General features: G+C 74.1%; 11 protein-coding genes. 8 read left to right on the top strand and 3 right to left on the bottom strand.

The features are described from left to right. Positions 1 to 148: 148 nt before the first annotated feature. The gene (locus tag ACFWIS_RS32385) at positions 149 to 1162 is read right to left on the bottom strand and encodes a zinc-binding dehydrogenase (protein ID WP_380460341.1); all 1014 of its coding nucleotides are present in this window, start codon (positions 1160 to 1162) and stop codon (positions 149 to 151) included. Between the two features lie 100 nt (positions 1163 to 1262). On the opposite strand from ACFWIS_RS32385, the gene ACFWIS_RS32390 reads away from it, so the two are divergent. Beyond that, positions 1263 to 1970, top strand: coding sequence for a TetR/AcrR family transcriptional regulator (locus ACFWIS_RS32390; protein ID WP_380460340.1), 708 nt, complete (start codon positions 1263 to 1265; stop codon positions 1968 to 1970). Between the two features lie 166 nt (positions 1971 to 2136). Here ACFWIS_RS32390 and ACFWIS_RS32395 read toward each other — a convergent pair whose 3' ends face one another. Continuing rightward, positions 2137 to 2817 (bottom strand): macro domain-containing protein, encoded by a 681-nt coding sequence (locus ACFWIS_RS32395; RefSeq protein WP_380460338.1) that lies wholly within the window; start codon positions 2815 to 2817, stop codon positions 2137 to 2139. A gap of 205 nt (positions 2818 to 3022) precedes the next feature. Here ACFWIS_RS32395 and ACFWIS_RS32400 point away from each other — a divergent pair, with 205 nt between their 5' ends. The 4 genes from ACFWIS_RS32400 (at position 3023) to ACFWIS_RS32415 (ending at position 7588) form a co-directional block, all read left to right on the top strand. After that, a complete protein-coding gene (locus ACFWIS_RS32400; RefSeq protein WP_380460336.1) occupies positions 3023 to 4648 on the top strand; it encodes an ADP-ribosyltransferase domain-containing protein in 1626 nt (541 codons plus the stop codon). A 465-nt stretch (positions 4649 to 5113) separates the two neighbouring features. Further along, the gene (locus tag ACFWIS_RS32405) at positions 5114 to 5872 is read left to right on the top strand and encodes a thioesterase II family protein (RefSeq protein ID WP_380524155.1); all 759 of its coding nucleotides are present in this window, start codon (positions 5114 to 5116) and stop codon (positions 5870 to 5872) included. A 193-nt stretch (positions 5873 to 6065) separates the two neighbouring features. Next, the gene (locus ACFWIS_RS32410) at positions 6066 to 6668 is read left to right on the top strand and encodes a hypothetical protein (protein ID WP_380460332.1); all 603 of its coding nucleotides are present in this window, start codon (positions 6066 to 6068) and stop codon (positions 6666 to 6668) included. After that, positions 6665 to 7588 (top strand): kinase, encoded by a 924-nt coding sequence (locus ACFWIS_RS32415; RefSeq protein WP_380524158.1) that lies wholly within the window; start codon positions 6665 to 6667, stop codon positions 7586 to 7588. Before ACFWIS_RS32410 ends, ACFWIS_RS32415 begins: the two co-directional genes overlap by 4 nt. A 381-nt stretch (positions 7589 to 7969) precedes the next feature. On the opposite strand, the gene ACFWIS_RS32420 is transcribed toward ACFWIS_RS32415, so the two are convergent. Beyond that, a complete protein-coding gene (locus ACFWIS_RS32420; protein ID WP_380460328.1) occupies positions 7970 to 8296 on the bottom strand; it encodes a beta-eliminating lyase-related protein in 327 nt (108 codons plus the stop codon). Positions 8297 to 8366: 70 nt separating this feature from the next. On the opposite strand from ACFWIS_RS32420, the gene ACFWIS_RS32425 reads away from it, so the two are divergent. The 3 genes from ACFWIS_RS32425 (at position 8367) to ACFWIS_RS32435 (ending at position 10618) form a co-directional block, all read left to right on the top strand. Beyond that, entirely contained in the window at positions 8367 to 9884 is a 1518-nt protein-coding gene (locus ACFWIS_RS32425; RefSeq protein WP_380460326.1) for a threonine/serine exporter ThrE family protein, read from the top strand. 117 nt (positions 9885 to 10001) lie between these two features. Further along, on the top strand, positions 10002 to 10301 hold the full coding sequence (locus ACFWIS_RS32430) for a WhiB family transcriptional regulator (RefSeq protein ID WP_380460324.1): 300 nt from the start codon (positions 10002 to 10004) through the stop codon (positions 10299 to 10301). Between the two features lie 161 nt (positions 10302 to 10462). Then, positions 10463 to 10618: a DUF6131 family protein gene (locus ACFWIS_RS32435; RefSeq protein ID WP_380460322.1), complete on the top strand. Its 156-nt coding sequence runs from the start codon at positions 10463 to 10465 to the stop codon at positions 10616 to 10618. The last annotated feature ends 45 nt before the right edge of the window (positions 10619 to 10663 follow it).

The raw sequence follows: 10663 nt of genomic DNA on the forward strand, positions 1-10663 counted from the left end.
GTTGTTGGGGGGTCGTTTTTCTCGCGGTGGTTGTTTGGGGGCCCGCCGGGGGGGGGGGTGGGGGGGGGGGCCGCCCGCGGTGGCGGGGGCGGCCGCCCCGGGGCCGTGCCCGGCTCAGTCGGGCAGGTGTGGGGGGCGGGTGAGGCTGTCAGGGCTTGAGGACCAGGCGGACGGGGTTGCCCTCCTTGTGCTCCAGGGCCTCGACGGCGCGGGCGGCGTCGGCGAGGGGGAAGGTGCCGCTGACGGAGCGGGCGAAGTCCAGGCGGCCGCCGCGGACCAGGTTGACCAGGTCGATGACGTCCTGGCCGTCGGAGCCGTAGTGGCCGAGGATCTGCTGGCGCAGGTAGCTGAGCCGGGTGCCGTCGGTGATGGTCAGCGGCTTGTCGGTGAGGCCGACGAGTACCAGGCGGCCGCGTTCGCCGAGGGTGGCCATGGCCTGCTCGCGGACCGGGGCGACGCCGGCGAAGTCGAAGGCGGCGGAGAGTGGCCGGCCGCCGGTGGCCTTGCGTAGCTGCTCGGCGAAGTGCGGGTCGGCGGGGTCGAGGGCGGCGTCGGCGCCGAAGGCGAGGGCGCGGTCGCGGGCGGCCGGGAGCGGGTCGACGGCGACGATCGGGAAGGCGCCGATGGCGCGCAGCAGCTGGACGCCGTGGGCGCCGAGTCCGCCGACGCCCCAGACGCCGACGGCCTCGGCGGGGCGGACGGCGCCGGTGCCGGTGATCGCGGCCCACGGGGTGGAGACCGCGTCGGGGATGAAGCAGGCCTGCTCGAAGGGGAGTTCGTCCGGGATCGGGACGAGTGTGGTGGCGGTGGCGAGCGCGTACTCGGCCCAGCCGCCGTCGTAGTCCACGCCGCGGGTGTACACCCGGCCGTTGCGGGTCTCGCCGGCCTGCAGCAGCACCCGGTCGCCGACGGCGGCGGTGGTCACGCCCTCGCCGAGGGTGTGTACGGTGCCCGCGACCTCGTGGCCGAGGGTGACCTTGTCGCTCTGGAGGAGGAAGGGCCTGAGGGTGCCGTCGATCAGGTGGACGTCGGAGAGGCAGACGCCGGCGGCCTCGACCTTGATCAGCACCTCGCCCGGGCCGGGCACCGGGACGGGCACCTCCTCGACGGCGAACGCGCCCTTGGTGACGTCGAGGCGGCCGGCGAGCATCGTGGCGGTCATCGGGACTTCCCTTCTGCCGGGGGCGGCGGGACCGGGGAGTGCCTCGCCACCCCGAACTTGCTTGTTATCCAACAAGCAAGTTCGACCCTAGCATGGTGCCATGCCCACGCACGATGGCCCGCCCGCCCGCACGACTGCCAGCACGCCTGCCGGAACGACCGCCAGCACGGCGGCCCTCACCCCCGCCCCGCAGGACGCCCAGCCCCGCCGCACCCAGGCCGAACGGCGCGCCCACGCCGAGGCAGCGCTGCTCGCCGCCGCTGCCCGGCTGATCGCCGAGCACGGCAGCACCGGGGTCACCCTGGCCCGGGTCGGGGAGGAGGCGGGATTCAGCCGCGGCCTGGCCACCCACTACTTCGGCTCCAAGGCCGCGCTGCTCGCCCGGCTCCAGGAGGAGGCCCTGGCCGAGGCGATGGCGGCGGCCGCCCCCGAGCGCAGCGGCGCCGGGGTGGTGGAGGAGCTGTGCGGTTTCGCCCGGGGCGTGCTCGACGGTGTGCGGAATCCGACCGACCTGGGCCGGGCCTTCGTGGTGCTGGGCGCCGAGGCGCTGGCCGGCGCCTCCGAGCTGACGGGTGCGGTGGCCGAGCTGGACTCCCGGACGCGCGGCTGGGTGGTGGACGCGGTCGGCCAGGGCGTGGCCGAGCGGGAGGTGCGGGCCGGGGTGGACCCGCAGGCCTTCGCGTTCGCCTTCGTGGGGCTGCTCAAGGGGCTGGTGGTGCAGGCGGCGGCCGCGCCGGAGGCCTTCGACGTGGCGGTGGCCACCACGGAGGCGCAGCGCTGGATCCGGCTGGCGCTGGTCGCAGGCTGACCGGCGGCGGCTCCGAACCCGCGGTGGCTTCGATCCATCGGCGGCTCCGAACCTGCGGTGGATTCGATCCCACGGCGTCTTCGAGCCCCGGTGGCCGGAAACGCCCCGCGCCGCGCCGAAGGGTCGGCGCGGCGCGGGAGGCGGGAGGGTGCTCCTCGGGGGCGGGTTACCGTCCGGAGCGGCTGCGGGTCGACGGCGCCGTGATGCGGACCCGGGTGGTGGCGGGGGCCTTCTCGATGTCTTCCAGCTGGGCCAGGACGGTGGCGCGCAGCTCGTTGTCGTCCTCGAAGTGGTGGTCGTTGAAGAGGGTGTAGCCCGTCCACATCAGGTTGGCGCAGACCCGGGCCGGCACCCGGCCGGTCTGGGCGCCCATGCCGACCAGGGCCACCGAGCGGATGCTGCCCGGGGCCAGCCGGTTCTGCCGGTGGACGGCCTGGAAGGCGGCTGCGCAGGCCAGGGCGACGTTGAGGGTCTCGCTCACGTTCTGCGAGGAGCTCTGCATCGTGGGCGCGGAGATAAGGAACCTGGGGGTGACGGCGCCGGAGGGCACGCAGACCGCGCTGCCCACCGGCAGGCTGCCCGCGTGGTGGTCGCGTATCGCGCGCTGCACCTTCAGCTGGATGCCCGCGCCCAGGTGGCGCTTGATCGCGGCGTCCGTCCCGCCGTCCATCCGGCCCCTGGAGTTGGTCGGGCTGACCCAGGCGTCGACCTGCTCGGTGAGGATCGAGCCGTGCCGGATCTCGATCTCGGGGGTGTCGGCGAAGGCGGCCCGCCACGACTCGACCACCGTCGCGTTGAGGTCCGTCAGCACCACCCGGAGCGGGGACTGCGCGCGGTCCGTCGTCATGCTGCAACTCCTGTCGTACGGCAGGGCCCGGGAGAGGGGCCCGGGGGTCTCTCGTTGTCGGTTCCGACGCTAGTGGGTGCCACTGACAGTCCGTCGCCCGCTCACCGGGCGGCCCGGAGTGTCAGTCCGGGCTGTTAGGAAGGTGTCGTCCGCCGAAGAACTGACGGATCGTCACCAGATGCCCTTGACCAGCCGGAGTACCACCATGAGCGCTGCCGACACCTCCGCCACCACCCAGCCCGACCCGAACGACCCGCTGGCCCTCGCCGAGCTCTTCCAGGGCGGCGGCGAGCCGTGGCTGCCGGTGCTGAAGCCCGTCATCGAGGCGCAGTCCGGCGCGGCCTCGTTCATCGGCCCGGGGCGCGGCCCGGACGTCGTGCCGGTCCGCGAGCTGACCTTCCAGGCGCTCAAGCCGCACGCCCCGCACAAGTGGAAGGTGGTGGTCTTCGGTCAGAACCCGTACCCGCGGCCGGAGAGCGCCACCGGCATCGCGATGTTCGACAACGCCTTCCACGACTGGAAGGACAGCCAGTTCGGCCGGGTGATCAGCATCCGCTGCATCATCAAGGCCGCGGCGATGTGGAAGTACGGCATCCCCAAGAAGACGCCGATCGCGGACATACGGGCGCTGCTGAAGAAGGAGGAGACGGTCCAGCCGCCGGAGTGGTTCCAGGCGATGCTGACCCAGGGCGTGCTGCTGCTGAACGCGGCGCTCACCGCCAGCGCCGACGGCGCGATGGGCCCGGACCAGCACACCGGGTTCTGGCGGCCGGTGGCCGAGCGGATCGTGGAGGAGATCCTGCGGGCCAAGCAGCAGGCGGGGGAGGAGGACCGGGGCGTCGTCTTCGCCTGGTGGGGTGCGCACGCGCGCAGCCTGAAGAGCGTGGTGCGGCGGCTGGAGAAGAAGTACCCGGAGGTCGAGGTCCGGCACATCGACCACGCCAACCCGGCGGCCCAGGGCGACATCTTCTGCGACAACGAGCACTTCGCCACGGTGAACGCCGCCCTGGCCTCGCTCGGTGCGGACGAGGTGGACTGGCTGCCCAGCAAGGGCTGGAACGCGGGCGCGGCGGCGGGTGCGGGTGCGGACGGCGGCGTCGCCGAGCGGATGGGCGCGTTCATCGCCTCCACGATGGAGCTGCACCAGCTGTACCTGGACCGCCTGGCCGGCGTGAAGGACGAGGGCCTCGAACTCCCGGCGATCAGCGGGGTGTTCGACACGCCGCTGATGGACTTCCGGGATGCCGTGGCGCCGGTGGCCGAGCTGCTGCGCGGCCTGGACCGGCACATCGCCCTGTCGCACGACTTCGGCAGGCGGCGGGCGGGCGAGGGCGCGGCGGCGGGGCTGTCCGCGGACGCGGTCGCCGCGCTGTACCTCTACACCTGCGAGTCCGCGTTCTACCGGGAGATCAACGCGGTGCTGCGCTCGCCGGACCGCGGCCGGCTGGTGCCGTACCTGCCGTACCTGCGGCTGCTGTTCGCGGCGGTGTCGCAGCTGCCGGTGCGGACGGAGCCGCTCTGGCGCGGGGTCTCGCTGGACCTGCGCAAGCAGTACCCGCTGGGGCGGACGGTGACGTGGTGGGGCGTGTCCTCCTGCACCTCCGAGCTGGGGGTGGCGCAGGCCTTCCTCGGCAGCCGGGGCAAGCGGACGCTGTTCGAGGTGCGGCCGCTGCGCGCGACCGGGATCCAGCGGTTCTCGGCGTTCACGGGCGAGGAGGAGTACATCCTGCTGCCGGGCACCCAGTTGGAGGTCACGGACGTCCAGGCCCAGCGCGGCGGGCTGTGCACCGTGACGCTGACCGAGATCGCGGAGGGGCCACTGGTGTCCTGAACCCCGCGCTGACCGGATGACGTCGGAAGCCCAGGGTCTCGACGGGTCGCGATGGGCCTCGACGGGTCTCTACGCGTCTCGACGGGCCTCGGCGGGTCCCGACGGATCGTCGTTGGATTGGCCCATGCGAGTTCCCCGTGGGTTGCGTCGCGGGTTTCCGTCCCGGGGCGGCGAGTTGGAGAAATCGGAGCACTTTCCGGTGGGGGCGCCGTAGAGTGGGACGGCCGATGATCGTCAACTATTGAGCGTGCTCACTCAGCTGAGGTACAGTCATCAGCGGTTGATCGGCACACCATTCATCATCCTCGATGGCAGAACCGACCAGGCGGCACAACCGGCCTCCGCAGAGCGGCGATCCAGAGCGGATCGAATGGGTTCTGGCAGCTATTCCAGAAAGGCCGCTTCGGAGACCATGGACTTTCCGGACGACCTCGGGCCAATAGCCGGACTTCCGGGATGGCGCCCGTGAACGGCCAGATACCTCCCGGCAAATGGTTCGTTTCCCGAGAATTGCGTCCGGAGGCGCCGGTCAGGCTCATCTGCTTCCCCTATGCGGGCGGCGCCACGGCCGTCTACACCCGCTGGCCGGCCGCGCTCGGCCCCGGCGTCGAGGTCGCCGCGCTGGCCCTGCCCGGCCGGGAGCGCAGGCTCGGTGAGCCGGCGGCCGTCGAGGTGGAGCGGATCGGGGAAGCCGTCGCCGCGACCGCCGACCGGCCGTACGCGCTGTTCGGGCACTCGATGGGCGCCCTGCTGGCGTTCGAGGTGGTCCGCTGGCTGCGCCGGGCCGGGGCCCGACTGCCCGTCCACCTCTTCGTGTCGGGCTGCCCCCGGCCCGACCACCGGCGCGGCGAGGACATCTTCGACGGCCTGTCCGCCCTGCCCGACGGCGAGATGCTGGCGCGGCTGGTCCGGGGCGGCGGCCTGCCCGCCTTCGTCCTGGACGAGCCGGAGTTGCTGGAGCTCGTCCTGCCCGTCTGCCGGGCGGACTTCGGCTGGCTGGACGCTTACGACTGCGGCGACGAACCGCCGGTGCCAATGCCGATCACCGCCTTCGTCGGCACCGAGGACGCCTCGGCCCGCCCCGAGGACACGGCCGGCTGGGCCGCGCACACCACCGGGCCGTTCACCCAGCACGCCGTGCCGGGCGGCCACTTCTTCCTCGACGACAACCTGGACGCCATCAGCCGGGCGATCCGCGCCGGGCTCGGGAGCCCCGAGGCGTGACGCCGGGCGCCCCTGCCCGGGCCTGCGCGAGGAGGCCCGGCCGGAACCCACGGGGTGGGCCACGGCCAGGGGTCCAGGGATGGGCGGCGGGTCGGAACGACGAGTCGGGAACGGTGATGGGGGACGGAACCACCGGGCGGTGCGCCCTCCGCCATCCCGCGCGGCCTGCGCGAGGACTACCGGGGAGCACGTCATGACGGTGACCGGTCGGATCGAGGGCGTACCGAGCGAGGTGTGGCACCAGGAGGTGCTGGCACCGCAGTTCGCCTACGAGGCCGAACACCTGCTGCGGCACTACGTGCAGATCGAGCGGGTGCTGCTGCTGGAGTACCGGCGGATGGGACTGCTCGACGGGGCAGGCACCGCCGCGATCGCCGCCCGGCTGGACGAGGTCTCCCCGGACACCGTCCGGGCGAACCCGCGCGAGAACATGTCGGACATCTCCTTCGCCCTGGAACGGCACGTCACGGCCGGCCCCGTCCCGCCGTTCGCCGCCTGGCACGCCGACCGCAGCCGCAACGACCTCCAGGTCTGCGCCCAACTGCTGTCCGCCCGCGAGCAGGTCCGGGCACTGGCCGCCGACCTGCTGGCCTTCGACGCGGCCGTCCGCACCCTGGCCGAACTGGCCGTCGATCAGGAGCGCCTGACCGAGCGCTGGGCGCGGCGGACCGCGGCGGCGACGGCGGCCGACCGGGTCGCGGCACTGCTGGCTGCGGACCGGGAGAGGTCGGAGGGGTCGGAGTGGTCGGAGAGGTCGGAGAGGTCGGGGAGGTCGGAGAGGTCGGAGGGGTCGTGAGCACGCCCCCGCCCGTCCCGTCCCGCCCCGGCGTCGAGCTGCGGACCAGCTCGGCCCGGGCCTTCGGCACCTTCGGTGAACTGCTCCAGGGCGCCCTGCCCGACGGCGCCGAGTTCCTGGTGACGCTGCCGGTCGACCGCTGGGCCCGGGCCCGCTTCCGACTGGACCCGGACAGCCCGCTGCGGGTGTTCCCCGCGCACAAGACCAAGACCCGGCGGGTCGCCGAGGCGATGCTCGCCGCCCACGGCCGGCCGGCCGGCGGGCTGCTGCTGGACGGCGACCTGCCGGTGGGCAAGGGCATGGCCAGCTCCTCGGCCGACCTGGTCGCCACCGTCCGGGCGGTCGGCGCCGCGCTGGGCCTGGACACCTCACCCGCCGCGGTGGAGCGCTGGCTGCGCCCGATCGAGCCGACCGACGGGGTGATGCACCCCGGGGTGGTGGCCTTCGAGCACCGCGAGGTACGGCTGCGCGAGCGCCTGGGCGGCCTCCCGGCGGCGACCGTGGTGGCGGTGGACGAGGGCGGCCTGCTGGACACGGTGGCCTTCAACCGGGTGCCGAAGGCGTACTCCCCGGCGCAGCGCGCCGAGTACGCCGAGCTGCTGGCGGAGCTGGCCGCGGCGGTACGGGCCGGGGACCTCGCCCGGGTGGGTGCGGTGGCGACCCGCAGCGCGGTGCTGAACCAGCGTCTGGCGCCCAAGCGCAACCTGGACGCGCTGCTGGCGATCGCCGCGAGGGTCGGCGCCGAGGGGGTGGTGTGCGCCCACAGCGGCACCCTGCTGGGCGTCCTGCTGGACGGGACGGCCGCGGACCACGGCCCCCGCCTGGCCGCCACCCTGGCTGCCTGTTCCACCCTGCCCGGCACCGCCACCACGGTCCGGGCCCTCACTCTCCGAGACATGGAGCTCGCTCATGCGGCATGAATCGATCGTGGACGCCATCGGGCAGGCGCGGCAGGTGGTGACCGAGGCGCGGCGCAGTGGCGCGCTGAAGCCCGGGGCGCTGGGTCGACGCCGAGTCAGGCCGACCGATGGCGGTGCTCAGGGCAGCACGCTGCCGCGACTCCTGATCGCTCCATGACAGTAGGAGCTGCCCACCGGCTGTGCAGGTAAAAGAATGAACTGACGATCAATCCCGATGAGTTGGTGGTGTTCCGGTGGGGCGATCACGACCACCCTTGACGGCGGATCTGCGTGCTGAACGGCATCCGAAGAGTTCGAGGTGGGGGCATGGCCGCATTCAAGTCGGCGACTCGGCACATGAGTTCGTCATCGGCTATCCGAACTCCATTCACTGGCTTTCCATCAGGAGCCGACCCGGGCAGGGTTTCGCGCGCGTGGGGATCGCTTCGCCGGCGCGCGGGGCGTCGCGGTGCACCTGGACGGCGCCCGGGTGGTCAACGCGGCGATCCGGCGCACCTCGGCCAGGCAGTCGAGCGGCAGCACCGCGCCGCCGCAGCGGTTGTGGGTGTTCTCCAGGCAGATCAGCGAGGGCAGCGCGAACTGGGGGTCGTCCGGGAAGGCGGCGGCGAGGTGGGCGAGCGCGATGGTGCCGTCGACCCGGTTCGGCACCGCACCGGCAACCGTGCCAGGGCGCGAACGACCCGTCCGCGCTCCGGGCCTGACGTTCACGAATCGGTGTCGGCGGGTAGTCGGATGGGTGCCGAAAGTAGCCGAGTGGGGGGTGATGCAGGGAGCGACGATGCCGGAACACGAGGAGAGCGGCGCGCGGGCCGGGACCGAAGGCCCGGAGGGTCGACGGGTACCGCCGCAGGGAAGACCGGGCGCGGCCGATCCGGCCCCCGCCGACCCCGGGGCGGGCGGCGCGGTCCGCTGGCCCGAGCAGATGCTGCCGCTGCTGCGCACCCCCACCACCGCCCACCCGTCGGCCGGTCACGGCGAGGAGGACGACGGCGGCGCGGACGGGCCGGCTCCCGACGAGGTCGCCGCCGTGCTCGGCCTGGCGCTGCTGGTGGGCGAGTTGATGCTGGCCTGCGGCGAGGCCGCCGAGGACGTCGAGGCGGCGATGCTCGCCGTGGCGCGGACCTACCGGGCCCGTCCCTGCGAGCCCCAGGTGACCTTCACCCGGGTGGCGATCTCCTACCAGCCCGGCCACGGCGAGCCGCCGGTGACGGCCGAGCGCTTCGTGCGCCGCCCCGCCGGGGACTACGCGGGCCTCGCGGCGCTGTTCCGGCTGGTCACCGAGATCACCGCGGGCGGGGTCGCCGTCGAGGACGCCCACCGGCGGCTGCGGGCCGTGCGCCGGCACTGCCGCCACTACCCGGCCTGGGTGCTGGTGCTCTCCTCCGGCCTGCTGGCCGGCGCCGCCACCCTGCTGGTCGGCAGCCGGGCCGACGCCCGGGCCTGGCTGGTGTTCGTGAGTGCCGTGGTCACCACGATGGCGGGTGCCCTGCTGGCCGCCCTGGTCGAGCGGCACGACCTGCCGGAGTTCTACCGGATCGCCGCGGCCGCGACCCCGGCCGCGGTGGTCGGCATGCTGATGTCCTTCAACCAACTGCACCTGCGCGGCTCGGTGGTGATCACCGGCGGACTGTACGCGCTGCTGCCCGGCTGGCCCATGGTGGCGGCCGTGCAGGACGGCCTCGCGGGCTTCTACCTCACCGCCGCGGCCCGGCTGCTGGAGGTGCTCTACCTGCTGGCGGGCGTGGTCGTCGGGGTGATGACCGTGCTCTACATCGGGGTCAACAACGGCGCCGACCTGGCCGCCCAGAGCGGCCCGGCGGCGCCCGCCAACCCGCCGCTCCAGCTGGCGGCGGCGGTCCTGCTGGCGCTGGCCTTCGCGGTGCTGCTCAACACCGAGCCGGCCACCCTGCCGGCCGTCCTGGTCAACAGCGCGGCGGGCTGGACGACGTACTCGGTGCTGGTCGGCGCCGGCGCGGAGCCGATCATGGCCACCGGCCTCGCCGCGGTGCTGGTGGGCCTGTCCGGCCAGTTGATGGCCCGGTACCGGGGCAGTTCGGTGCTGCCGTTCGTCACCGCCGCCCTGGGGGCGCTGCTGCCCGGGTCGGTGCTGTACTTCGGGCTGCTCGCCTTCGTCCGCGGCGAGCCCGAGGCCGGGCTCAGCGGCCTGGGGCACGCCACGGCCACCGCGATGGCCCTCGCCATCGGTGTCAACCTGGGGCGGGAGGCGGCCCGGCTGTTCCTCCCGGCGCGGGGGCCGGCCCCGACCGTCCGCCGCCGGGGCCGGCACCGGCGCTGATCGGCGCCGGCCGGCGCTGACGGGTGCTCTCGGTCGGGCCGGCGGCCATGGGCGGGCATGAACGGGCGGGACGGGGTTAGACGAACGGGGCAACCACCCCGACCGGAAGGATCCGCCGTGGCCGACCTCTCCCGCCTGCCCGACGCACCCGAGGGCCGCTGGCGCCCCGCGCCGACGGCGGCCTGCCGCTGCGCCGACCACGGGCCGCTGTTCCTCCCCGCCGCCGAGCGCGGCGCCGCCGCGACGGCGCGGGAGGAGGCGGCGAAGGCCCTCTGTGCGGGCTGCGAGGCGCGGGTGGACTGCCGTCGGCACGCGCTCGCGGTGCGGGAGCCGTACGGCGTCCGGGGCGGTCTGACGGCGGCGGAGCGCCGCGCCCTGTTCACCGGCGGCCCCGGCGCCCCGGCTCCCCGCCTCTGAGGACGGAGGGCCGGTCGGGGTTTGCCGGGCCCGGACAGCGGTAGACGCGGTTCATGGGCACGGCGGAGGACGTGACGGCTCCGCCACCCGGGCCGGCTCCGCGCCGAGCGTGCCGCGGTCGGCCTCCTCGGCCACCGTCCCCATCACCCTAGGGAGACACCGTGATCATCCTGGGCGTCATCCTGCTCATCGTCGGCTTCGTCATCGGGTTCCCGATCCTGTGGACCATCGGGATCATCCTGGTCGCCATCGGCCTCGTCCTGTGGGTCGCCGGCACCGTCGGGCACGCTGTCGGCGGACGGCGTCACTACTACTGACCGGCAGCCGCCCGCACTCGGGTCGGGCCGGCCAGGAGGATCTCC

The sequence above is a fragment of the Kitasatospora sp. NPDC127060 genome (genome assembly GCF_042724935.1).
Classification (GTDB): Bacteria; Actinomycetota; Actinomycetes; order Streptomycetales; family Streptomycetaceae; genus Kitasatospora.

Bases quoted from the DNA above. Each gene is read 5' to 3' on its own strand.
- ACFWIS_RS32385 (WP_380460341.1), bottom strand. From the start codon at position 1,162: ATGACCGCCACGATGCTCGCCGGCCGCCTCGACGTCACCAAGGGCGCG.
- ACFWIS_RS32390 (WP_380460340.1), top strand. From the start codon at position 1,263: ATGCCCACGCACGATGGCCCGCCCGCCCGCACGACTGCCAGCACGCCT.
- ACFWIS_RS32395 (WP_380460338.1), bottom strand. From the start codon at position 2,817: ATGACGACGGACCGCGCGCAGTCCCCGCTCCGGGTGGTGCTGACGGAC.
- ACFWIS_RS32400 (WP_380460336.1), top strand. From the start codon at position 3,023: ATGAGCGCTGCCGACACCTCCGCCACCACCCAGCCCGACCCGAACGAC.
- ACFWIS_RS32410 (WP_380460332.1), top strand. From the start codon at position 6,066: ATGACGGTGACCGGTCGGATCGAGGGCGTACCGAGCGAGGTGTGGCAC.
- ACFWIS_RS32425 (WP_380460326.1), top strand. From the start codon at position 8,367: ATGCCGGAACACGAGGAGAGCGGCGCGCGGGCCGGGACCGAAGGCCCG.